Source organism: Streptacidiphilus pinicola, assembly GCF_003258295.1.
In the GTDB taxonomy this organism is placed as follows: domain Bacteria; phylum Actinomycetota; class Actinomycetes; order Streptomycetales; family Streptomycetaceae; genus Streptacidiphilus; species Streptacidiphilus pinicola.
In genome coordinates, this window is the sequence record NZ_QKYN01000116.1 from 461 (window position 1) to 23,892 (window position 23,432).

13 protein-coding genes and 3 pseudogenes are annotated in these 23,432 nt (G+C 65.7%); 6 read left to right on the forward strand and 10 right to left on the reverse strand.

The genetic code is table 11. The annotated features are described in order from the left end of the window. Positions 1–422 precede the first annotated feature (422 nt). The 4 genes and pseudogenes from DN069_RS27930 to DN069_RS42945 all read right to left on the reverse strand — a co-directional run. On the reverse strand, positions 423–851 hold the full coding sequence (locus DN069_RS27930; RefSeq protein WP_111505556.1) for a tyrosine-type recombinase/integrase: 429 nt from the start codon (positions 849–851) through the stop codon (positions 423–425). Then, entirely contained in the window at positions 851–1,681 is an 831-nt protein-coding gene (locus tag DN069_RS27935) for a tyrosine-type recombinase/integrase (RefSeq protein ID WP_165845666.1), read from the reverse strand. Before DN069_RS27935 ends, DN069_RS27930 begins: the two co-directional genes overlap by 1 nt. 320 nt (positions 1,682–2,001) lie before the next feature. Next, the gene (locus tag DN069_RS27940) at positions 2,002–2,211 is read right to left on the reverse strand and encodes a hypothetical protein (RefSeq protein ID WP_111505560.1); all 210 of its coding nucleotides are present in this window, start codon (positions 2,209–2,211) and stop codon (positions 2,002–2,004) included. A gap of 1,821 nt (positions 2,212–4,032) precedes the next feature. Then, positions 4,033–4,110 (reverse strand): annotated as a pseudogene (locus DN069_RS42945) (integrase core domain-containing protein); the annotation flags it as partial. Between the two features lie 252 nt (positions 4,111–4,362). Here DN069_RS42945 and DN069_RS27950 point away from each other — a divergent pair. Together DN069_RS27950 and DN069_RS27955 are read left to right on the forward strand one after the other, a co-directional pair. Further along, complete coding sequence (locus DN069_RS27950) at positions 4,363–7,776, forward strand: serine/threonine-protein kinase (RefSeq protein ID WP_243639819.1); 3,414 nt, start codon at positions 4,363–4,365, stop codon at positions 7,774–7,776. Next, positions 7,763–9,148, forward strand: coding sequence for a phospholipase D-like domain-containing protein (locus tag DN069_RS27955; protein ID WP_111505564.1), 1,386 nt, complete (start codon positions 7,763–7,765; stop codon positions 9,146–9,148). The genes DN069_RS27950 and DN069_RS27955 overlap by 14 nt, the downstream gene beginning before the upstream one ends. Before the next feature lie 743 nt (positions 9,149–9,891). Here the strand turns inward: DN069_RS27955 and DN069_RS27965 are convergent. Beyond that, on the reverse strand, positions 9,892–10,122 hold the full coding sequence (locus DN069_RS27965; RefSeq protein WP_111505566.1) for a hypothetical protein: 231 nt from the start codon (positions 10,120–10,122) through the stop codon (positions 9,892–9,894). A 615-nt stretch (positions 10,123–10,737) separates the two neighbouring features. Between DN069_RS27965 and DN069_RS27975 the strand changes: the two genes are divergently transcribed. The 3 genes from DN069_RS27975 (at position 10,738) to DN069_RS27985 (ending at position 13,808) form a co-directional block, all read left to right on the forward strand. Continuing rightward, a complete protein-coding gene (locus DN069_RS27975; RefSeq protein ID WP_133260060.1) occupies positions 10,738–11,658 on the forward strand; it encodes a hypothetical protein in 921 nt (306 codons plus the stop codon). Continuing rightward, positions 11,655–12,353 (forward strand): hypothetical protein, encoded by a 699-nt coding sequence (locus DN069_RS27980; RefSeq protein ID WP_111505572.1) that lies wholly within the window; start codon positions 11,655–11,657, stop codon positions 12,351–12,353. The genes DN069_RS27975 and DN069_RS27980 overlap by 4 nt, the downstream gene beginning before the upstream one ends. A gap of 876 nt (positions 12,354–13,229) precedes the next feature. Further along, entirely contained in the window at positions 13,230–13,808 is a 579-nt protein-coding gene (locus tag DN069_RS27985) for a hypothetical protein (RefSeq protein WP_207892287.1), read from the forward strand. A 1-nt stretch (position 13,809) separates the two neighbouring features. On the opposite strand, the gene DN069_RS39540 is transcribed toward DN069_RS27985, so the two are convergent. Then, positions 13,810–14,676: an NAD-binding protein gene (locus DN069_RS39540; protein ID WP_133260061.1), complete on the reverse strand. Its 867-nt coding sequence runs from the start codon at positions 14,674–14,676 to the stop codon at positions 13,810–13,812. On the opposite strand from DN069_RS39540, the gene DN069_RS27995 reads away from it, so the two are divergent. Beyond that, positions 14,645–16,021, forward strand: coding sequence for an amino acid--tRNA ligase-related protein (locus DN069_RS27995; protein WP_165845669.1), 1,377 nt, complete (start codon positions 14,645–14,647; stop codon positions 16,019–16,021). The genes DN069_RS39540 and DN069_RS27995 overlap by 32 nt on opposite strands. Positions 16,022–16,122: 101 nt before the next feature. Here DN069_RS27995 and DN069_RS28000 read toward each other — a convergent pair whose 3' ends face one another. The 4 genes and pseudogenes from DN069_RS28000 to DN069_RS28015 all read right to left on the reverse strand — a co-directional run bounded on the left by DN069_RS28000 (position 16,123) and on the right by DN069_RS28015 (position 23,238). Continuing rightward, positions 16,123–19,461 carry a type ISP restriction/modification enzyme gene (locus tag DN069_RS28000; RefSeq protein WP_165845670.1) on the reverse strand — a complete coding sequence of 1,113 codons (3,339 nt, stop codon included), beginning with the start codon at positions 19,459–19,461 and terminating at the stop codon, positions 16,123–16,125. A gap of 353 nt (positions 19,462–19,814) precedes the next feature. Continuing rightward, the gene (locus tag DN069_RS28005) at positions 19,815–20,759 is read right to left on the reverse strand and encodes a site-specific integrase (RefSeq protein ID WP_111505578.1); all 945 of its coding nucleotides are present in this window, start codon (positions 20,757–20,759) and stop codon (positions 19,815–19,817) included. Beyond that, a pseudogene (locus DN069_RS28010) lies at positions 20,713–21,812 on the reverse strand (integrase core domain-containing protein). Before DN069_RS28010 ends, DN069_RS28005 begins: the two are co-directional and overlap by 47 nt. Before the next feature lie 325 nt (positions 21,813–22,137). Then, a pseudogene (locus tag DN069_RS28015) lies at positions 22,138–23,238 on the reverse strand (integrase core domain-containing protein). Positions 23,239–23,432: the final 194 nt, after the last annotated feature.

Genomic DNA, 23,432 nt, shown 5'->3' on the forward strand with positions numbered 1-23,432 from the left:
CTGGGGGTCAAGGGGTCGCAGGTTCAAATCCTGTCGTCCCGACCAGCGTTTTCGCAGGTCGGAGGCCGTTTCCACTGAGAGGTGGGAGCGGCCTTTTCCGTCTTTCGGATGGCTGTTGTCGCAGGTTGTCGCGCGGTCGGAAAGCCATTTCGGGGACTGAGACCAGTACGGTGGCGCGTGGTGTGTATGGGGCGGCTTCGCCACCGAACCGGCTTGGAGTGTCTCCGTGGCTCGCGGTGAAACACGCCGGTCGAAGGCCTTCTTGAGATCTGATGGTGCGTCATTTGTTGTCGCGGGGTGCGACAACATAGCCCGCCCTCGCGAGGGTGGCCTGCGACTCCCCCTTTGAATCCGGGCAAGCGGACGTCTGGGGCCGTCGAAGACTCGGCGGCCCCAGGCGTCTCTCGTGCAACGGGGGACTGTCAGACGCCGGTGCGGGCGAGGGCGCGGTTGGGCCGGTCCGGGTCGTGGTCGGCGTCGGCCGTGTCCAGGGCGTTGGCGAGTGCCGCGACGGCCTCGAGGGCGGCGTAGGGCAGCAGGTGACCGTAGAGGTTGACCGTGGTGGACAGCGTGGAGTGGCGCAGGGTCTTGGAGACGATCGCGATCGGCACGCCGGAGGCGATCATGATGGTGGCCGCGGTGTGCCGCAGATCGTGCAGTCCGATGGTAGGGAGTTCGGCCGCCGCGGTGCGACGGCGGAGCTGGTCGAGTACCCACTGGGGGCGCAGCGGTGCGCCGTCGAGGCCGGCCAGTGGCGCCCGGGGCGGGAGCTGTGCCTGTTGGATGCGGGCCTGGCGCTGCAGGGCGGCAATCGCGCGCGGGGACTTCGTCCGCCACAGCCTGGCCGCCATCAACAACAACCAACTCCACCTGGGACCACCCAAGACCAAGGCGTCCCGCAGCTGGGTCCACCTAGGTTGCGGTCCATCAGGTGCACGTCCGCCCAGTGCAGTCCGAGGACTTCGCCGCGGCGCATGCCGGTGCCGAGCATGACCTCGAAGAGGTCGGCGAGCTGGTCGGCGTGGAAGGTGTGGTTGTGGCGCAGGAACGCCGCGGCCTGCGCGGGGCTCCAGCAGGTGCGCTCGGCCGCGGTCGGCCGCTTGATGATGGCGTGCAGGGCCGGGTTGTAGGGAAGCCGGCGCGCGCGGACCGCCGCCTGCAGTGCTGCGCGCAGCGTTGACCCGGCGCGGTACACGGTGGGCCGACCCCTGAGCGCGAGTTGGCTCTGCTGCCACTCCTGGATGTGGCGGGAGCGCAGGTTGACCAGGCGGATCCCCGCGAAGGCCGGCAGGAGGAAGCGCTGCACGCTGTCGTGGTAGCCCGCCCAGGTCGTGGGCTGGAGCGTGGTGCGCCGGGCTGCGAGCCATTCCTCCAGGTAGTCACCGGTGCGCAGGTGCGGGTCGGCGTACACACCGGTGTTCTCGCCGGTCAGCAGCAGGCCGAGCGCTTCTTCGGCCGCCTCGCGGGTCGGGTGGCCGGTACGGCGGCAGGTAGAGCGCTTGCCGTCGGGGCTGGGGAGGTCGACAGCGAAGGCCCATGAGCCGTGCTCGGGGTCGGCGGCGAGGACCGGACAGCGTGGTCCGTACAGGCGCCGCCGGTTGTCCCGGCAACCACAGGCCCGGTAGATGCGTCCGCGCGCCGGGGGCGACGCCGTAGCTGCGAGGCGGGTTGGGAGACTCACAACAACCTCCAGATGTGGAACTGAAGTTGATGTCTCCCCCAGGCTCGGGGCGTGGTGGGCTGCTCGGCAGGGCGTGGTGGCCAGAGCCTGGAGCATGGACAAGCTGTCGTCCAAGCGCGCGGTGCGTCGAATGCCCTCGTGCCCCCGTTGCCACAAAGCGCCTTCTCACACTCCCTGGGGAGTACAGCCCGGCGGCCAAACCAGCCACCGAAACGAAGAGCCCGAACGTGACCACGCTGTCAGCGAGCCCGCGCGTTCCGTTCACGCAGGGTTGCCGCCCAACACGTGGCTCTGTTCTAGACTCGGCCCCCTGTGATGGATCAGTCCTTCTGGCGAGCTTGGCTCCGGATTCGAATGATCGTCGCCGCCATGTCGATCGAATCTTCTGAAACTGTCTCCGTCCATCCACCCTGCGGCATGTGGTGGTTGGTCAGGTAAGGGCGCAGTCCAAGATCTGTTCGCCACCAGGTGAGGATGTCCTCCTCGATCTCGAGAGCTATCTCTCCGGGGACGTCCTCGGTGACGAGCACCTTCCATCCCTTGGCGGCGTGACGTCGCAGGCGGATCCCGCTGCGATCCGTGACTCCGACCTTTACCGCCTGCAGCTCGGGGTTCGAGATCAGATAAACGACGGCCGGACTGCCCGGCTTGAATCCGGAGTCCCGACACCACCGGCATCCGCCGCTTCCTTGTTGGACGGTGCCGTAGCAGGGTGTGACCTCGCGCTGGCACCTGGCGCACCGGCACTTCCACGGAGTTGTCGATCCTGGATAGGCGACGAGCGGCTCGACACCGGCTCCGCGTATGACCGCAGCCGCGTGCTCCGGGTCGATCGCGGTGTCGTTGCAGTATCTGCACCCACCGCCTTGAGCCACGCTGCCCAACCGCGGTGCGACCACCTTGCCGCAGCGTTCACACTGACACGGCCATGGGGCATGTCGGCCCGGGTAGTCGGCCAGAGGCACAAGGCCTGCGGCCCTCATGTGCGCAGCCGCTTTGTCCGGATCAACTCTGTTCTTGGCGCACCAACCGCAGCCATGGCCTTTCCGTACGTTGTTCAGCATCGGGGAGACTTCGCGCCCGCAACGGGTGCACTGGGCCCGCCAGGGCGTCATGACGGACTTGTACGGCTCCAGAGGCTCCAACCCGGCGGCACGCATGCTCTCGATGGCAGCCCCCTCATCACCCCGCTGTCTCTTGCTCGATCGCAGGCCTGCGCAGGAGCGACATCCGCCCCACCCCTGCTTGATGTTGGTGTACCGCGGGTTCACTGGCAGTCCGCAGGACAGGCATCGGCACGCCCAGGGCTTTCCTGCTCCCGGGTACGGTTCCAGTGGCTCAAGTCGGGCAGCGATCATGAACTGGGCGGCGCTCGCGCTGTCGAGGCGCTGGCTGGCGCCGACGTTCTTGGCCGCGCACGATCGGCACCCCGTGCCTTGGGCGCGGCGGACGTCCTGAAGCCTCGGGCTCACCTCGTCCTGGCACGTGGTGCAGCGGCAGCGCCAGGCTCGGTTCGAGCCTGGATACGCTTCCAGCGGCTCCAATCCGGCGGCCCTCATCTCAGCCTCGGCTGCATGCTTGTCCAGGCGAAGCGCGTCCGCGTTCTTCTTGTCCGCGCAGCGGCGGCATCCTCCACTACCGCCCACGACGTTGGAGTACCTGGGAGTGACCTCCGCGTCGCAGTTTTCGCAGCGGCTCCTCCACGGCTTCCCGGAACCCGGGTAATCGATCAACGGTTCCAGGCCCACCGCCCTCATCACAGCCACGGCGTCGTTGGGATCGACCATGGTCCCCGCGCAATATCCGCAGGCGGCGTGACCCTGGCGTACGTTTGTGAGGCGCGGCGTGACCTCGCGTTCGCATCGAAGACAGCAGCCCTTCCACGGAGCGCTGGAGTTCACGTATGGCTCCAAAGGCTCGACGCCAGCCTGCCGCATGATCTCTACGGCTTCCGCTGGAGAGAACGCCCTTGGCACGAGCCTCGCCTCCCTAGGCGCGAAGGCGCACGACACGAATGCCGCCGCAGTCGATGGAGGCGCCAAGCTACAGCGTTTACCGGTGGGCACGCGAATGGCGGCGTCAGTTCCCGTTTGCCTTACCCAAGTTAGGGTCTTCGGCGTGACTCTCGCCATGGGCGCCTGGTCGTGGTTGTCCAACTCGCCGCTGGGTGAACACCGAAAGGTACGAGGTCGAGCGGGACGTGGGCTGCGAGGAACCTTCGGATTCGGAGCCGGACTCCCGACCGTGAACCCAGCGGCGAGCCCCAGCACTCCGCCCACCCGCGGGAGCTCCCCGACGGGTCAGAACGTCAGCAAGGGAAGACAGCGAAGTACGCGGGCAGAGGTGACCGGAACGTTGTCGAGCGCCTCCCGTCGGATCGTGCCGATGACGCGCTCGCAATGGGCGTTCATCCGCGGCGCCTTGGTTGCGCGGTGACGCCACTGATGTGGAGCCCGCGCGTGCCGCGCTCCCGCCTCAGCAGTAGTTCGGCCGGGCCTACGTCCGTCAGGGTCACCCGCCCGTGCCGCCTTCCTCCGGCCGGCCGCGCAGCTGCGGGGAAGAACTGGTGTTCTGCTTCAACCGGCCATCCTTGTCGCTCTGGCCTGCCAGAATGACCGCGTGTCGAGCGCGACGGCGACGAGGAGCAACGCATGACTAATGAGCTCGTCAGCGGCAGGTTCATGTTGCTGCCGCTCGACTCGCGTAAGGGCGGGCAGTCCGAGGTCCGCAAGGCCGTGGACACCCACAGTCCGGACGGAGCGGCCGCGGCGGTGAAGCTGCTGACGCCGCGCCAGGATGATGAGGTCATCGAGCTGTTCTTGGAGCGGGAGACTGGAGCGCTCAAGGAGCTGCGTCACCCGAACATCGTCGAGATGTTGGACTCCGGCTGGGACCAAGGGCTTGGCCGATATTTCGTCGCGTTGGAGTGGATCGACGGCAGCCTCAAGGACGAGATGGCCAGGGGCCGCGCGATGTCGTGGTCGGCCTTCTTCGAGCAGATCGGAGGGCCACTCTCCTCCGCACTGGCCTACGCTCACGGCCGCGAGATCGAGCACCGCGATATCAAGCCCGGCAACGTGCTGCTCACCGCAGACGGCACGGTCAAGCTCGCTGACTTCGGCATCGCCAAGATCCGCTCGAAGGTCGCTGCTGGCGCGCCGGCGCAGGAGACGGTCGCCGACTTCCGCTCCAACCTCTACTCGCCGCCCGAGCAGACCGACTCCCTCGCCTACGTCCGCGACGTGTTCGGTTTCGGCGTGCTAGCGATCCAGGTAATGTCGGCTGGCAAGGCCCACGACTACGCCGACCTCGCCCCGGTGCTGGACGGCCTGGATTTGGCGCCCGAGATTCATCGGGTCCTGGCCGACTGCATCGACTTCACCCCCGGCAACCGCCCGCCGAACGCCGCCGTGCTGGAGCAACGGCTGCGGGACGCCGACCAGGTCTGCCGTGCCCGCTGGGCACGGCGCCACAACTTCCTGTGGCTCAAGCTCACCCGGGCCGCCGCCGAGACGGTCCTGGAGATCCCTCGGGGCACGGACATCGACTGGCAGCGCGCCCAGGCCGCGGTCATGGACGACATCGGCGGCCCTGTTCACGCCGACTACGGCTTCAACCAGCAGACTGGCGAGGTCGACCGCGACACGATCCGGCTTGCCGGCCGCTCCCTGTTCCTGCGGCTGAAGGCGGACGACCGCGACGCCGACTGCTCCGCCATCGTCCAGGTCCAGCGCAAGAGCGAGGACTGGCTGGCCCGATGGCGAGCCAAGGCCGTCCCGGTAGCTGGGCTCCTGACCTTCGACTTCCGCAACCCGGGCGAGGACGCCGCCTACGACGGTCTGCAGGCGCTGCTCGACGAACTCGACGGCCACGACGAGGCCCGTGCCGCTGCCAAACGGCAGGAACAGCAGGCCAGCCTCGGCGACCTGTTCGACGGCTGGCGGCGGCTACTCGACGCCCGCGAGGAACTGGCCGCTGGCGGTCGTGAACCGCTTTACTACACACAGGTCACAGGCGAAGGCCGCACCCGGGTCTTCCACCTCACCCGGACCGCCGCCGACCCGAACGGACTGCTGGGGGAGGAGTGGAGCGTCGCTGACTACGCGCAGGGACGCCCCCTGGAGCGCGGCCAGATCACCGGGGCGTCCGAAGACCAGGTGATCATGACGCTCCCGCGTAGCGCACGGCGGATCCCCGAGCGCGGCGTCCTGCTGCCCTACCTCGGACCCACCCAGACTGCGCTGGCCCGTCAACGTGACGCGTTGACCGCGGTAGCTGAGGAGCAGGGCGCCAACCGCTTACTGCGCCAGGTGATCGAGGACCCGGCCTCCGTTCAGATCGGCACACCCGCCCAAATCTCGGACTGGTTCCGCGGCGACCTAGACGACAGCAAACGTGAGGTGGTCCGCCACGCGCTCGGCTCACAGGACCTGCTGCTGATCGAAGGACCGCCAGGCACCGGCAAGACCACGGTGATCGCCGAGATCGTCGAGCAGACGCTGCGCCGCTCCCCGAAGGCCAGGATCCTGATCGTGAGCCAAACCCACATCGCCATCGATAACGCCCTCAAGAGGATCGCGGACTCCGGGCGCAGCGACGTGGTGAGGCTCGGGCTCCCAGATGACCCCAGGGTCGCGGGCGACGTGCAGCATCTCCTGCTGGACCGCCAGATCAAGCGCTGGTCACGCCAGGTCCGTACCAAAGCCGAGGCACACCTGGAACGGCTTGCTGCCAACAATGGCCTTGAAGCCCGCCATCTGAAGGCCGCACTCACCCTGGAGGGGCTGGCAGCGGTGGCCGGCGACATCGCCCACGTCCAGCAACGGCTCCTTGACCTGACCGAGCAGCCCACCTCAGACCGCACGTCCTCGGCCCGCGAGCTCGCCGAGGACATCGTGACCGCCCGCGCCCGCCTTGACGGTCTCCTGGAGCAGCGTGGTGAACTGTTCACCCTGGTCCAGCGCCAGCTCGAAGGCGACCTGACCCTCAAGGAGGACATGGCGGCCGCGGACTACCGCACCGTGGTGGGCGCTCTACTGGGCGGCAACCCGGTCGCCGCTGGCATGCTGGACGTCCTGCGTCTGCAGGGCGAGTGGCTGCAGCGCATCGAAACCGACCAGGCCCTTGTCGGCACATTCCTACGCACCCGCAACGTCGTCGGTGGCACCGCGCTCGGGTTCCTCGCCCATCCGGCCGTCCGAGACCTCGACTTCGACCTGTGCATCTTCGACGAGGCATCCAAAGCCACCGCGACCGAGGCACTGGTGCCCCTCGCCCGCGCCCGACAGTGGATCATGGTCGGGGATACCCGCCAGCTGCCCCCAATGGACGAAGACCTGCTTCGCAACCCCAAGCTCATGGAGGACTACCAGCTGATCCCGGAGCTGGTGGCAACCACCTTGTTCCAATATCTGATTAACGCCAGCCGTCCCCCGGTCCGCCACCTGCTCCGCGAGCAGTACCGGATGACCCCGGCCATCGGCAACCTGATCTCCACGTGCTTCTACCAGGGCCAGCTGCGCTCACCCGGCACCCACACCCTGCCCGGCTATGACGGCCTATACAAGCCGGTCTGCTGGATCGACACTTCACGCCTTGGCCAGCGCCGCGAAGCCCCGCGCACCGAGAGCGACCCCAGCGCCCTGAACCGCACCGAAGCCCAGCTGATCGCCCGCCACCTCCAGACGCTCGACCGCGCCGTGGAGCGCCGGGTCATCAAACCCGGCCACACCGGGAAGCTCGAAGTCCTCGTCATCGCCCCCTACAGCAGGCAGGTCGAAGAACTGCGCCGCCGCCTGGCCCCGCTCCAGCTGCACCACCTGGCCACCGAAGTACTGTCCGTCGATGCCGTGCAGGGCCGCGAGTGCGACCTCGCCTTGTTCTCCGTCACCCGCAGCAACGAACGCAGCGACTTCGGCTTCCTCGGCGAGCCCTACTGGCGCCGCATCAACGTCGCACTGTCCCGAGCACGCTACGGTCTGGTCATCGTCGGCGACACCGCCTTCTGCCAGAGCAAGCCCGGAGCTCTGAGCCAGGTGCTGGACTACATCCGCACGCACCCCGTGGACTGCGAGATCACCGATGCCAACCTTTAGCCCCGACAGCCTCCTCGCCGTCCGCTTCCACAACGCCCGCCCCGGCCTGGAACTGGTGACCATCATCGACGCGGCCCTGCCAGTCGCGCCGCTCACACTCTCCGTCGAAGCCCAGGAACGCAAGCAGCTCCCCCTCCTCGACGAGTTCGTGCTGCGCCTGGTCAGCGCCAAGGTCAACACCACCGATGGCATCGGCGGAGTCCTGGGCCTGGAGCCGTCCCTGGTTGCCAAGGCCGTCGCCGAGCAGTTCTCTCTTGACCACCTCACCTATGGCCGCCGCCAGCCCGACACCCCGGCCGGCCGCTCACCATTGCGACTTACAGACAAGGGACAGCGGGCCGCGAACGAGCTGACGATCACGCGCCCCCAGCGCACCGAGATGGTCTTCGTCTGGGACCAGTTGCTGCGCAAAGTCCGCCCCTACGACCGGCATGCGGTGATCACCAAATACCGGGCCGGGGAAGACGACCTCATGCTGCTGCCAGCTGGCCAGCACGGCGACGTCCAGGCCGCAGACCTCTCGCTCGGCGACCTGAACCTGCTGTTGAAAGACCGCGAGGACAAGCGTGAGATCCTGGTGATCCGCCGAGTCGCCCAGGCGCCGGCCGCGCGCTACCTGCCGGCGAAGGTCCTGGTGTACGCCGACGAGGCCCGAACCGACCTCCAGCTCGGCGTCGTCGTCGACGGTGAGCTCAGCCACCCCCACGAGATCGCGCTGCTTGGCTGCGGCGGCGCCCAGGCCCTCGGCATCACCGTCGAAGCCGCCCCGCCCCGCCCGACGTTGCACCCCGACTTCGAGCGCGCCCGTATTCCGTTGGCTGAGGTCACCCGCCGGCGCGCCGGCGCTGCGCAGTCGCAGGGCGCCTTCTCAGATTCGGCTGACTTGCCTCACGAGGAAGAACGTGACGAGATCCGGGCTATCAGCGTCTTCGAACACCCGGACCTTCTCGACGAAGCCCTCACCAGCGCCCGCCGCCGGATCCTGCTGATCTCGCCGTGGATCAGGAAGAAGATCGTCACCACCGACTTCATCGCTAAGCTCGAAGGCCGCCTCCGCGCGGGTGTTCAGGTGGACATCGCCTACGGCTACAGCGACAAGCCCGAGGAGTCCGACGCCGACGCCATCCGGCGCCTGCACAACCTCGCCCGCCGCTACTCCGAGAACTTCCGCTTCACCCGCCTGAAGAGCACCCACGCCAAGGTCCTGCTGTTCGATGACGTGTGGATCACCACCAGTTTCAACTGGTTGTCCTTCAAGGGCGACCCAACCCGCACCTTCCGAAGCGAAGAAGGCACCCTCGTCCGTGGACACGACACCGCGGACGAGCAGCATCAGCGCTACCTGGACCAGATCACCTCCGAACAGGCCTGAGGTAGCGGAGCAGTCGGTGCGTTCGGCCCTATCGGTTGCTTCCGCGCTGGCGGCGTCCAGGGCGGTGTGGGTTCCGAAATCCCCCTCCGTGCACGTCAGGCGGCCTGCCGGTACTCGTGGAGGAGCGCAGGATGGACCTGACCTGCGCGGACGCATTAGTCGGCACCCACAGGGAAGTCCAGCCCCGGATCAGGTACCTGACGATAGCTCCGGCGTCCTCGAGGTCCATGACCAAGTTCCGGGCGGCCTGGGTGACCCACTTCGCGGTGTGGTGCGCGGTAGTGCCGAGGATCCGGGCGCGGCGGGTGGCGTGCCCGATAATGGCCAGGATGTACTGGCGTTGGCCAGTCAGGGTGACGGTCTCGATGAAGTCGCAGGCCAGCGGCGCGTCATCCCGGGACCCAAGGAAATCGGCCCAAGTCGTGGCACCGCGATCCGGCGCGGGATCGATGCCGGCGACCTTGAGGATCTCCCGGATAGTCGAGGCGGCCACCTTGATGCCCAGAGCAGCGAGTTCGCCGTGGACCCTGCGGTAGCCCTAGGACGTTCTCGCGCACGAGGCGCAGGATCAGGTGCCGGATCGAGCGGACCATGGGCGGCCGCCCCGGCCGCTTCGGCCGGCAGGTACGCGCTTGGCGCTGCCTCATGAGATCAGGGTGCCCCAGCGCAGGACCGTTTCCGGCCGAACCGGCAGCCGCAGCCGGCGAAGCAACTCTGCGCGTGCGATTAACCATCCGGCCTGCTCAGCTGAAGTGACGGTACTGGCGCAGCGTCCCGCCGAGTCGGTCTCGCCGGCGGACCTGCGAGCGTCGGATCTGGGCCCGCACGCTGACCGGCTCGGGCGGCAGTCGCAGCGGAGCGGCTTGGCCCAGGCTCCGGTGCGGCTGATGCTGGTTGTTGAACGTCTCGAACTCCCGCAGCACGTGCAGTAGGTGGCGCTGATCCCAGATCAAGGTGCGGTCCAGGAGTTCCATCGACAGGTCTGGATCCAGCGCGCTCCACGAGCGAGTTCATCCGGGGCACCCGGTCGCCCGTGGTCACGACTTGCAGCCCGGCACCCTGTGGGTGCCGTGCAGGTCAAACAGCATGCTGGTACTCGGGGAGGACGCCGCCAGGTCGGTCGCGCCGGCGTATGTTCAGGCGCTCGCCCTGGGGTGGTTCGAGCCCTGAGGGGAGGGCTCGCACAAGCGCGGCACTGGCCAACGCCCGGTGGGGACGGTGCTGGTGGTGGTGTCGCTCGTAGATCTGCAGCACCACGAGGTAACCATCGGAACCCAGCGATCACGGGCCTCCGACCTGTCCGGATGATTTCTCGGCACCCGCAGAGCTCACCGCGATTTGTACGGCCAAGCCTGGCTCTACCTAACGCTTGGCTCCCCAAGAGTGCCCAGCCCACTGCATGATAATCTGTTCGGCCTCTCCGTGGCGTTCACATCATTGTGACGCCCGGTCAGGTGCTGTGGGTATCGTTTCGGGCGGAGGGGGTCGCGGTGCGGGTCTGGGTCGTCAGGGCTGGCAGGCAGCAGGCACGTCAGGACGCAGCTCTGAGGGACCGGATGCTGAGCATCGGGTACGGCGATGTTCCGGACTTGACCACGGTCGATACCCTCTCTGGGATCCGGGCGCTGGTCAACGCCGCCTACAGCGCGGAGTCGGCCGGGGCCCGGGGGCTTTGGGTCGGGCAACTGCGGCGCTGGCGTGTCACCGTCGAGGTCGGCGATCTCGTGCTCATGACTCGGGTGGACCGCCGCGTCGCGATCGGCCGGATCAGCGGACCCTATGAGTACCGGTCCGCGGCCGACGCGGAGCTTCGACATGCGCGTCGCGTCGAATGGCTGGCCGAGCGGGTGCCCCGCCGGCTGCTGCGGCCGATCGTCGGGTCCTCGTTCGGTTCTCCGCAAACCGTCTACGAAGTCCGGGCGGCCGACGCCGGCTCCCTGCTCGAAGCTGCCCTGGCAAGCGGTGATCTGCAAGCCGCTGCGGACGAGGACTCCCTGCTTGGCACAACCTTGGCTCGGCCCGCGGCCGGGACAATGGCCTATCCGGAGACCCCGGTGGACCTGGTTCCCTGGTCCCCACCGCTGCCGGCATCCGTTCAGCTGGCTGCGGTTCGGGAGCGCCTGACGGGAGGCCCCCTCGGCTGGATCCTCGAGCAGGTCGACACCGAGCTCGACGCGGACTCTGGCCGCCCCTGGCCGACGGACGCTGCGGCTGACGCAGGGCGCTGGGCCAGCCCTGCCGAGGCCGAACAGGAACGCGAAGCCGCATTCCAGCTCCGCCGCCATCTGGAAGCCCTGCGTCGAGTACTGATCGACGTCCCCAGCATGGAACGCGAGACCTTGCGTCTCCTCGGGCGCGCCGCAGACCGGCCCCGGGTGCGTGTCGAGTTCACCGCGGCGCCGGGCCGCCCAGCACGTACGGTGATCGATCCCGGCGGGACGCGGCGCGAACTCGTCCCCTTGGACCGTCTGTTCCAGCGTGCCCTTTCCGAGGCGGACAACTCGGCATGAGCGACAGCGCCATATCCGACTTGCTCGCCGCCGTCGGGGAGATCCTGGCGAACCCGGGCCTCTCCTACGACTCAGACTCCGAGGCCTTCGACGTGTTCGAGGGATACGTGTTCGCGCTGGTGATTGATGTGGCCCGGGCTATGAACTTGCAGGTCACCTACCAGGACATGCACGGGAACACCACGGACGACCTCGTCTTCAGGACCTCGCCCGGCTACATCGGCAACGGCGGCTACACCCACGCCGTCCTGACCTTCCCGGAGGCCGCGGTCCCGGACCTGGAGGTCCATGTCGGCGTGTATGTCAGAGGGCGATCGGGGGTCCGCCACGAGTGCGATGTCCTCATCCTGGAGGCTTCCGAAGCAGCCCGGGGCCGCACACGTGTGCGGCCCGACAAGGAACCGAGCGAACTGGCCGACCACAGGGCGTGCGTGCTCGCGATCGAATGCAAATACCACGCTGACGGCAGATTGAAGCTCGGCGAGGCGCGCGGCTTCGAAGGGCTCCATGTCGACCTGGTCCACCCCCACACCGTTCTGGCCAGCAACGGCCGCAGCGGCTCGGTCCGCCGCTATCTCAAGGATCGCAATCGCGGAGTCGCCCAGAGCCTGACCCCGAACGCGAGACCCGAGGTTGGGCACGTCCAACAGCTCATCGCGGCTGCGCTGCGCGCCCACCGTGACCGCTGGACGTAGCGGGACCGCGTGGCCACACCGTCAGCATCACGCCGTACTTCGACACGAGGATCTACGAAGGAAGCCGCCCCGCCTCACTCGGTTCAGCCGCCGCGGACACTGCCCCGTGCAATCGGTGGCGGCCAGTAGGTGCGTCGGACAAGGCGAGCTCCATCGCCCGGTCCTGAAGCAGGTGAAGGGTGCCCACGTGGGCCCCATGCAGTCGTGCCCCTCCTCGGGTCAGCCACCCCAACCTGGGATCGCTTCGTCGAGCGGAAACTGTCTCCCACTGAGGGTACTTCGTCCCCGCGCAGCCCCGAGCGTTGCCACAATGGCCGACAACGACATGGCGGATTGCCCGTCTACAGTCGACTCCCGGGGCTTCGCGAAGACAGGCACACGCCCTTTCGCCTTACCGACACCAAGATCAGAACTGAGGCCGGATCAGCCACTGGGGCCTCCGACGTGCAGTGACATGAGGCACCTCACCGGACTAGTGCCCAGAACCGGATGACCCCACTCCGGCACGCACGCAGCACGCCAGCGCCAGAGCTTTGGCCTGGGCTTGATCGAGATCGGCGGCTGGGCCACTAATCACAGCCAACGTTCACACTTTCCTCACATGCCTTCTCGAACGATGGGAGAATCCACGAGGAAGCGTCAGTTGAGATCGCCCAGCGAATCCTTTCATTGCACATTGATACCAATACGAACCTTCGGAGCAGCGTAATGAATAGGCGGCTAAAGAAGAGTCCGGATACGGAGAATGAAATTCATGATTTGGACACCTTCCAAGACGTCGGCCAGTGCATCATCTCCCCCGTAGTCAGGCTTGAAGAACCGATCGCTCAAGGAATAGTGGACTGCCTATCAAGGGTCATCCGCCAGGGACACCAAATGGAATCGAACAAGACTCCGGATGCTGACGGGATAGTTCGAGCTCAGCAATTTGAGGAGGGCGACGTTCTCATGCTGACCCCACCAAATGACAGCTTTGCCGCCGACCGGTATTTGATGGACTTCTATGACATCAGAACAAAGGATCTTTGCTCTCGGATGCACTTGCACACCGGTATGCGCTATGTGAGAATCATGACAGGCCAAGAAACAACCATTCGAATATCTACGCTAAGCGAACCAAAGATACTGCCGCAGGCCAGCGGCGAGACGATCGTTCTTGCTACTTTCATTGATGAAGTCGTTGATGAGAACGAGGCGCCTAGGACTAGATTCAATGCCGTGGTGCCGCCCTGCACTTGGGTGGACATGCAGATCCCCCGGGGGACAGCGCATCAATTCAATGCAATCGGCAAGAACGCCGTCATCGACACCGTCCACCCCGAGGAATCTATCGAAATTTTTCGAGAGCAAGCCAAGAGAATTAACATGATGGCTCAGACCATATTTCTCGAATCGCAGCAAGAGCCCGGGGGCTCGTGCGATTTGCCTTCGGATACCACTCTGATTTCCGAGTAGCTCAATTTTCAAGGAACGTGGTGAAGTTTGCATCGCCCTCACCACGGTCCAGCGCCGAGCCCAGATCATCGCGCAGCAGACCAAGATACGACGCCTTTAGACCTGGAGTCGACTTCAGGATATCAAACGCATACTCAATATCTTTAGCTGCAAGCTCAAGGCGGAATTGTGCCGTATGGTTATGCGACGCTATTGCATCACCAAAACGCTGGAGCATGGCCGAAGCCGAACTAGCGTGACGCAAGCTTTCCATCAGTCGATCACTCGGAAGATCGAGAGCCTGCGCCAGCTTAAGGCCCTCACCTATGGCGGCAACATTCAGAATATGGATTACCTGATTGACCAGCTTTGCCGAAAATCCAGCCCCCGCCCGGCCCATCCAGAACTGTTTGCACGAAAGAGTGTCAATGATCTGCTTGGCGGAGTCACTCGCAGATGACCTTACACCGCCGATCCACATTGTGAGCTTTCCATTCCGACCTTGATCGGGAGAACCGGAAACGGGGCAGTCGGTGTAGGTAGCGCCTCGGGCCTTCGCAGCGGACATAAGAAAGGTCACCTGTCGAGGATCCCCGGTCGAGAAATCCAGCACCTCAACCCCGGGGCTCGGCGGGAAATCGTGCATTACTTGGACCGCATCCGACGACCTTGGGAGGCAAAATCCATGGACATCGACTCCGGTTCCCCTCCACCAACGTGCCCCAGCCGCTACGAGTGCGGTTGATGATTCCATGGCGTGCCCGGTAGATGGAAGATGAACGACGAAGCCCGCCTCCATCAACCTGGATACCATGGGTGATCCAAAGCTTCCAGCACCGAACCATAGAATGTGGCTCATGGCTCCCCCTTCAATAGCGAAATACGTCATGGATTCTGCGACTAATCGCTACCACGAAGCTGCCACCTGGAGCAAGGGAAAGAACTTGAAAAATTCGCAAGCGGACCGGGACCACTCGCCGCAGGGGACCTTGCTCACGCAACTGACTGGCCGCATCGTTGCGGTTCGTCGAATGAAACACAGCACGTTCTTCGACGTGCGCAACTCACAGCAGGAGCATCAGTGCCTTGCCGGCACTTCTGAATACGATGGATTCGGCGTAGGCGTCGCAGACATCGTCAAACTGCACGGCAGACCTAGCAGGTCGAGGACGGGCGATGCCGTCCTTGAGGTTGACTCGCTGGTGTGCCTCTCCAAGCCTAGCGGACAAGAATCCCTGACCGACGACTTTCGGGCCGGCGCACTGCGCAGAACGGGGCGCTCCGTCAGGCAAGACCGCGCTAGAGAGATACTCGTCGACTCAGGGCTGCGCGAGCGTCTCAGGGTTCGAATTCGAGTCATGAGGTCTATCCGACAGTCCTTGCTTGAACTCGGATTTGATGAGATTGATATCCCCGTCATTGTCACATCGCCATTCGCCGGCACTGCCAACCTCTTCAGGCTAAATTCTGCCGACCTTGCGTCAGTGGATCTCTACCTCCGGGGCTCCCTCGAGAGTCACCTCAAGCAACTCATAGTGGCCGGCTTTGAAAGCGCGTATTGCATGGGGGCGTCATTTCGCAATGAATCGGCCGAGCTCCATGAATTTCTCATGGTCGAAGGAATGAGTTCCAGATTCGATCAATCTCAGCTAATTGACATGGTCGAGCAAGTCATTCGGGGTGCAGCGCTGAGCGTCCGAGGGTTTCCCGCCGTGGCGAATAACCGAGTCGAGGCCCTGGCAACGCCGTGGCGGCGCGACACGTTTTCGGCCATTACGGGGGCGTCTGCCAATGAAGGTGCCTCCGTGAAGCGTGCATACGACGCGCTGCGCGGGCCGATTTCCGATGGATTTCGATTGCCAGTCTTCGTCGACAAGTTCCCGGCGGTGCTGTCTCCGTTGGCCCAGCGAGATGAGTCTCTTGCAGGCAATGCCATGAGAGGATATATGTTCTTCTCGGGGTTGAGAATTTGTGAGATCGTTCAGGAACAGGCAGACGCAGAAGAACAGCGCGCAGTATTTGAGGCTCAGAAACTCTCGATCGCAGGAGACTCCGGCGCGAAGAAAGACTCCTGGGCCTACGACAGCGAGCTGCTCGAAGCGCTGAAGCTTGGGTGCCCGCCCCTATCGGGCTTCGGTATTCACATCAATCGCCTTGTGGCTGCGCTTACCGATGTGAGGCGCGTGAGCGACGTAGTGCCATTCCCCTTAGCATCAGGCCTTATGGCCCGATAACACCTCGATTGCCATGGCAAGTATCTCGTTCCTCTGACCTGCCGAAGGCCCGACCGGCTAATTCCCTCCCGTGTGATGTCTGCGGGCACTCCTGTCCGGATTCACCATTGGAAGAGGGGTGGGTCCTGCGCTTCAGCTCCCTTCAGTGGCCGACGGAACCCTACAGACACGGGCAAGACCGCTTCCGCAGTCAGGTCAGCTCGGGTGATGAGAGGCGCAGAGCAGATGTCGTGGAGCAGTGTGGCCTGGTGCGGCTCCTCTTTCACGAGGAAGCCAAGGAGGTTGAGGAGGTCCAGGAGCTCGGTCGTTCTCTCGGGCGCCCATCGTTGTGCGACAACGTGGTCGAGGTCGAGGCGTCGCCTGCCGGCCGGTTGCTTCCTGCGGTAGCCGAACCATTTGTCGAGCACGTTCATCCCGGACACGGCGTATTCACGGACCTGGCTCGGCACCGGGGAGATACGCCCCTCGCCGACCCAAAGATCCTGGGTGACCGGGTCATAGATCATTTGCTGGGGCATGGAGGCCTCGTCATCCGGTATCTCTTCCACGCATTGGGGTCGGTCGGTGGTGAGGCGAGGTGCTCCGGCGGGTCGACCGTTGTCGGGATCCACGTAGCGTTCGCCGTAGGTGTGAGCCCACAGGATGCGGCGCCCGATTTCAACGCCCCGCTGCCAGAGTGCCGGTTCTTCGGTGAGTGGGATGCGGGCTCCAGGGTCCTCCAGGTCTTCGCGGAAGCGGTCGGTGTAGCCGGGGTGGGCGGTCACGGCGGCGATGTAGGCAAGCAGGTCCTCGGGCGGGACGGGCGCACCGAACCGGCGACTGAGGAGGAAGAGAAGGCCGGGGGCGATGTTGGCGTGCCTGCCGTCGGCGTCGCGATAAAGCGGCCGTACGCAGCCGCTGCGGCCGTTGAAGTAGTGCATGTCGGGGATGAGGGCGCTGAATACGAGCCCGGGGCCGTCCGTGACCGGGTGGGCGTTTTGCTCCACTGTGTAGATCTGGCGGGTGCTTCGGACGCGCCAAAGGTCTGGTCTGGCGACGACCATCAACCGGTGGTCGGGCATGATGAGTTGACGGTCGAAGGACCGGTAGGCGACGCGTACTGGCGTCGGCTGGTCCCGCCGTTCCTCGCGCAGTGGGGTGCGGTCGTAGCCGTGGGTGCCTGGCAGTGGTTCCACGAGGCTGTCGATGGTCCGGTCCCGCGCTTCACCGAACAGTTCTCGGCGCCGCTCAGCGTCAGCTGCAAGGAAGCGCCTCCATCGCTGTCGGAGCGTGTCCTCGTCCGGGGCGTAGACCCAGGTCCGGCCGGGGGTCACGCCACGCGAGGACCATGGCATCAGGTCGTCCAGGCTCGGCGAGCAGGACCACAGGTTGCTGCTTGGCGGCAGGAACGGGTCGGTGCTTCCTTGCGCGCATTCGCGCCAATGGGGGTCGTCCAGGGCGAGTGTCTGCAGCTGTTCGATCTTCTCTTCGCGCCGGCCGAAGAGTTGGATGTGCCTGACGGCGGCTGGATGGCTTGCTCGCTGGCTGCGGCGCACGAACACAGCGATGCACAGCTGCTGCGCGACACCGGGGAAGATGCGGGTCGAGACGTCGGGTCGGTGTCCCTCGGGTGAGAGGTCGACTATCCAGCCCTCGTCGGCTCTGGAACGCAGGTAGCGGCGCATTCCGGCGAAGGCGCGGCTCTTGAGCCAGGCCTTTGGCGTGATGAGTGCGACCACCCCGAAGGGGGCGTCTTGGTGCGCGTCGAAGACCTTCCAGGTGGCCCAGCGCCAGAAGTAGACGTAGAGGTTCGACATCTTCGACTCGTAGCGGCCGTTCCCTGGGATCCGGAAGGCATCGAGGGGCGGGGGCTCAAGTGCCCCGGGGTCTCCCCTCTCCACCCACTTGCCGGCGCCGCGCCCGACGGCATCGTGCGGTGGGTTGCCCAGCACGACCATGACGCGTTCGTCGCGTTTGACGCTGTTGGCCTGTCTGCGGGATTCGGCGAGAGCTCGGTAGGTATGGGGGATCCAGTTGAATTCGGCGGTCGGGCTGTCCAGCGCATCCGCGACCAGCAACCGCATGCCCCGGGCTGGGGCCGCGGAGCCGTAGCGCTTGAGCATGGCGTGCATCCGCAGCTCGGCAACGGCGAATGGGCCGGTCTGCATCTCGAACCCGACAAGTCGCTCACCGACCATCTCGCGCAGTCGCGGACCCACGGCCCCCGGCCCCTCCCTCTCCGCGATCGCCCCGGCGGCTCGCTCCAGCACATAGAGGAGGAACGTGCCAGTGCCCATGGCCGGGTCCACAACCACCAAATCCTGGGATGCGAACCCTTCTGGGAGGCCGAAGTCTCTTGTGAGTATGGCCTCCGTCAATCGCACCATGGCCGACACGACGCCGTGGGGCGTGTAGTAGGAGCCCGTGCGCATCCGCAGGTCAGCGTCGTACAGCTGCAGGAAGTGCTCGTAGAGAAGGAAGTACGCGTCTCCCGTTCCGTCGTCCAGCCTGTCCCAGTCCACCGCGCCGACGACGCGAAGCAATGTCTCCAGCGTGGTGGAAAGGGCGGCGGCGGAGTCTGCGGTGAGCACCTCCAGCGCCTTGCCCATCAGGGAGTGCTTCTTGCCGAGTTTCGTTGCGATACCGTGGACGGTGTCGCCCTCGAAGACAATCCCTTCCACCCGGGCGAGAAGCAGGGCGAAAACCACAACCTGGCCGAACTGCTCGACGAACTCCACATCCGTGGTCTCCGGAAATAGCAGAACGCGCCACTCCTCCGCGAGCTCAGTGAAGGTCGGCGGACGTTCATGTGCCTTCTCCTGGACGATGGCCTCCGCGACCTCATCGCTCAGCAGGCGGCACAGCCCCGCTACCGATCGGACCAGCTGCCCTGCGCTACGCGGAGCCTGAGGCGCCCAAGTCAGGAAGTCGTGAAGAACGCGAGCGAGCCTGCCGTCGCTGGGAGCCAGACGCGAACCGGAGGTGCGCACCGACCCGCGCAGGCGCACCACGTCGCCAATCTGCTCACCGTTCTGGTGGAGCGAGAACTCATTCCCGTCGCAGAGCAAGACGTTGGGCAGTCTCGCCAGCTTCTTCCACTGCGCAGCGTTCCGGCCCGTGAAGTTCGCCGGATCAGCCGTGGTCCCAGGTCGCTTCAGCTCGACATATCCGATGCAAGCTCCGTCAACCGTGATTGCGTAGTCCGGGCGCGCGTCCAGATCGATGAGCGGCACTTCGCCCGTGAGCGTGATCGTGAGCCCGAGGCCATGGCAGGCAGCATGGAACAGGTTCTCCAAAGGACCACGAAGTTGATCTTCGGGCCATCCCCCACCCTTAAGCTTCGGAGTGACTTCGGCGCCGAATCGCGACACCGCCTGCGCGACGACCTGCTCGAAGCCCGTTCTGTTTCCGCCACCTCGAACCCCCACCTCTCCCCTCCCGCTCATCCGCAACAACGCCATGGGCGACGAGCGTCGGCATGAAGCAACACGACGGGCTGCCGACCAGGTTCGGACGACCGTAGCCACCGGGATGGGGGCGGTCGCAGGTTGCACGAGGGGGCGCACGCCATGCCGCCCAATGCGCCGCCCGGCCGGACCGCAGCTGCCGCCGCACGGATTCGAAGCTCTTCGACAGCCCAGACCGGCGGTGGCATTGACCCCTCGAAGGAAAGTCATAAATTGGACATATTGGCGACAGGTGCGCATGGGGTCACAATGCCGAACATCAACCAAGGCGCACGAAATGCTCTCCATTCTTGGGAGCGTCCCCCAACTTCTATGAGAACAGAGTGGCATGACGGCATTTCTGGGGGTCAAGGGGTCGCAGGTTCAAATCCTGTCGTCCCGACCAGCGTTTTCGCAGGTCGGAGGCCGTTTCCACCGAGAGGTGGGAGCGGCCTTTTCGTTGTGCGCGCAGATGGTGGTCGCAGTGTGGTCGCAGCCCGCGGCCCCCGCGGGGACCTATTGTCGCAATTCGCCTGACCTGGAATCGGTTTGAGCTCGATCAGCTGGTTCCGGCACCCGGCCGTGTGGTCGTCCTGTGGTCGCAGCACCGCCTGAAGCGCCACAACGGGCGGCAGGACGGCACGGTCGGCCCGGTCCAGCGTGTCGTCGATGGTGTCGACGGCCTGGCGGGCGGCCTGGGCGGTGAGGTGGGCGTAGATGTTCGCGGTCGTCGACAGCGTGGCGTGGCGCAAGGTCTTGGAGACCACGGTGAGCGGCACGCCGTTGGTGATGGAGATCGTGGCGGCCAGGTGCCGCAGGTCATGGATCGCGCAGCGGGGCACGTCGGCCTTGTTGCAGAGCCAGTAGAAGTGCCGCAGGACGTAGGCGGGATGGAGCGGCCGCCCTCCTGAGCGGCTGAAGACGAATCCTCCGTGGTCCTCTCCCCCACTGTCGGCCGAGTCGTGTGCGGCGGCTCGGTCTTCGAGGGCGTGGGTGACGCGGTCGGAGAGCGCGACCCAGGTCTTGCTGGTGCGGGTCTTGGGGGTGGTGAGGACGAGTCGGTTGTTGTCGACGGCCGACAGGGTGCAGCTTACGAAGAGGATGCGCTCCGTCAGGTGGACGTCGTCCCAGTGCAGTCCGAGTGCTTCGCCCTTGCGCAGGCCGGTCCCGATGATGACCTCGACGAGGTCGGCGAAGAGCGGGTCGAGCGTGTGGCAGCAGCGCAGGAAGCGTGCCTGTGAGTGCCGATTATTGCGTCCATGCAGGTCAAGCGGCGTGCTGGTACTCGTGAAGGACGCCGCCGAGTCGATCACGCCGGCGTATGTCCAGGCGTTTGATCTTGTGCGGTTCGAGCCGTGCGGGGAGGGCTCGCAGGGGTGCGGCACCGGCCAAGGACCGGTGGGAGCGATGGTCGTTGTAGTGCCGCTCGTAGACCCGCAGCACTCGACGCAGGTGGGCCTCGTTCCAGATGAGGGTCCGGTCGAGGAGCTCGGCCCGGAGCGTCCTGACCCAACGTTCCATGACCGCGTTCATCCGTGGCACCTGCACGCCCGTCAGAACAGTCGCGATGCCCGCACTGTGCAGGATCTGGTCCATCAAGGCGGGGTACTTGGTGTCACGGTCCCGGATCAGGAACCGCACTGTGGTGAGCTGGCCAGCGTCCTCGAGGTCGATGAGCAGGTTCCGCACCGCCTGAGTGCCCCAGGCATGGGTCGGGTGTGCGGTGGTGCCGAGGATCCGGATCCTGCGGCTCGCGTGGTGGATCGCGGCGAGAACGTATTGGCGCTGCCCGGTAAGGGTGACGGTCTCGATGAAGTCCATCGCGAGGATCGCCTCGGCCTGCGAACGCAGGAAGTCCGCCCACGTGACGCTGGACCGCTGGGCGCGGGGTCGATGCCCTCGGCCTTGAGAAGCTCCCACACAGTGGACGGTGCCACCCGGATTCCGAGGACGGCGAGTTCGCCGTGGATGAGGCGGTAGCCCCAGGACGGGTTCTCACGGGCCAGCCGCAGGACCAGTCGGCGGACCGAGACGACCGTGCGCGGACGCCCCGGACGGCGGCGGGCACTCGCGCGAGCATGTCGACGCCTGATCAGGTCGCGATGCCAGCACAGGACCGTGTCTGGGCTGACCAGCAGCCGAATGCGACGCAGCGCTTGCCGCGGCAGCCCTGACAGGCGCGCCGCCAAGAACGCCCGGTCCTCCGGCCGGAACCTCGGACGGTCGTCACCGAGCTGCCGGTGCAGGACCGAGAGTTGGTGACGCAGGGCCAGGATCTGGATATCCTTCTCGCGGTCGCCCATCGGGAGCAGACGCAGGGCCGCGAAGGCCTGGGAGACCGCGAGATACGCGAAACGCACGAGCACGAAACGCGACATGCCGGATCGGAACAGCCCCGGGCACAGGACGGTCCTGACGCAGGGTCGCGCAGTGCTGACGTCTGGCGGCGGTCCGAAACGGTGCCCGCTTCCAGAAGTGCGGATTCCAGTTCGATCAAGGCTTACACCTCCCCCACCGCGCCGCGGGGCTCGCACCGACTTGCTATCTGGTGCGGGCCCGCGGTCTTCGGCTGTGCGTTAGTGGACGGTGACCGTCAAACTGGTTGCTCGCGCCGCCGACGATGCGGGCGGTGCTCGCCTTGTAGAGCCGGTAGGTGAAGGTTGTGGGTGCCGAAATTCCCGTCCGTGCAGCTCAAGGGGCGCGCCGGTACTCATGGAGGACTCCGCCGAGTCGATCGCGCCGGCGTATGTCCAGGCGTTCGATCTGGTGCGGTTCGAGCCGCGCGGGGAGGGCCCTCAGGGGTGCGGCGCCGACCAGGAAACCGGTGTGAGCGATGGTGGTTGTAGTGCCGCTCGTAGACCCATAGAACCCAACGCAGGTGGGCCTCGTTCCAGATGAGAGTGCGGTCGAGGAGTTCGGTCCTGAGCGTCCTGACCCAGCGCTCTATGACCGCGTTCATCCGCGGCACCTGTACGCCTGTCAGAACTGTCGCGATGCCAGCGCTCTGAAGGATCTGGTCCATCATGGCTGGGTACTTGGCGTCCCGGTCCCGAATCAGGAACCGGACTGAGGCGAGCTGGCCGGCGTCCTCGAGGTCCATGAGCAGGTTCCGCACCGCTTGGGTGACCCAGGCATGGGTCGGGTGCGCGGTGGTGCCGAGGATCCGGATCCTGCGGCTCGCGTGGTGGATGGCGGCGAGGACGTGTTGACGCTGCCCGGTGAGCGTGACGGTCTCGATGAAGTCCATCGCCAAGATCGCCTCGGCCTGCGCACGCAAGAAGTCCGGCCACGTGACGCTTGAGCGATTCGGCGCGGGGTCGATGCCCTCGGATCGGAGGAGCTCCCACACCGTGGACGCCGCCAACCGGATGCCGAGGACGGCGAGTTCACCGTGGATACGGCGGTAGCCCCACGACGGATTCTCCTGCGCCATGCGCAGAACCAAACGGCGGACCGAGGCGATCGTGCGCGGACGCCCCGGGCGGTGCCAGGCACTGGCGCGAGCGTGGCGACGCCGATCAGGTCACGATGCCAGCGCAGCACCGTGTCCGGGCTGATCAACAGCCGGATCCTACGCAGCACCTGCCGTGGCACTCCCGACAGCAGCGCTGCCAGGAACGCCCGGTCCTCCGGCCGGAATCTCGGACGCTCGCTGCCGAGCTGCCGCTGCAGGACCGTGAGCTGGTGACGCAGGGCCAGGATCTCGACATCCTTCTGTCGGTCGCTCATCCCAAGCAGGCGAATGGCCGCAAAGCCGTGGGAAACCGCGAAGTAGGCGAAACGCAAGAGCACGAGACGCGATCATGCCGGACGGGTCAGGTCCGGAGCACAGAAGCACTTTGAGCTGCATGGACGCAATATTCGGCACCCACACCGTCACCTTGATGTCGTCGACGATGTCGGCGATGCTCGCCTGAAGCGCGGCCATGAGGTCAACCACGGGGGCGCCGCGCGGGATGAACTCGGCTGCGTGCGGCGTCTCTCGC

What these genes read in the sequence shown, in the direction of transcription:
- DN069_RS27930 (WP_111505556.1), bottom strand. Translation starts at nt 851, where the DNA reads ATGGCGGCCAGGCTGTGGCGGACGAAGTCCCCGCGCGCGATTGCCGCC.
- DN069_RS28000 (WP_165845670.1), bottom strand. Translation starts at nt 19,461, where the DNA reads ATGGCGTTGTTGCGGATGAGCGGGAGGGGAGAGGTGGGGGTTCGAGGT.
- DN069_RS27985 (WP_207892287.1), top strand. Translation starts at nt 13,230, where the DNA reads ATGGAATCGAACAAGACTCCGGATGCTGACGGGATAGTTCGAGCTCAG.
- DN069_RS27965 (WP_111505566.1), bottom strand. Translation starts at nt 10,122, where the DNA reads ATGGAACTCCTGGACCGCACCTTGATCTGGGATCAGCGCCACCTACTG.
- DN069_RS27950 (WP_243639819.1), top strand. Translation starts at nt 4,363, where the DNA reads ATGTTGCTGCCGCTCGACTCGCGTAAGGGCGGGCAGTCCGAGGTCCGC.
- DN069_RS39540 (WP_133260061.1), bottom strand. Translation starts at nt 14,676, where the DNA reads ATGACGTATTTCGCTATTGAAGGGGGAGCCATGAGCCACATTCTATGG.
- DN069_RS27955 (WP_111505564.1), top strand. Translation starts at nt 7,763, where the DNA reads ATGCCAACCTTTAGCCCCGACAGCCTCCTCGCCGTCCGCTTCCACAAC.
- DN069_RS27995 (WP_165845669.1), top strand. Translation starts at nt 14,645, where the DNA reads ATGGCTCCCCCTTCAATAGCGAAATACGTCATGGATTCTGCGACTAAT.
- DN069_RS27980 (WP_111505572.1), top strand. Translation starts at nt 11,655, where the DNA reads ATGAGCGACAGCGCCATATCCGACTTGCTCGCCGCCGTCGGGGAGATC.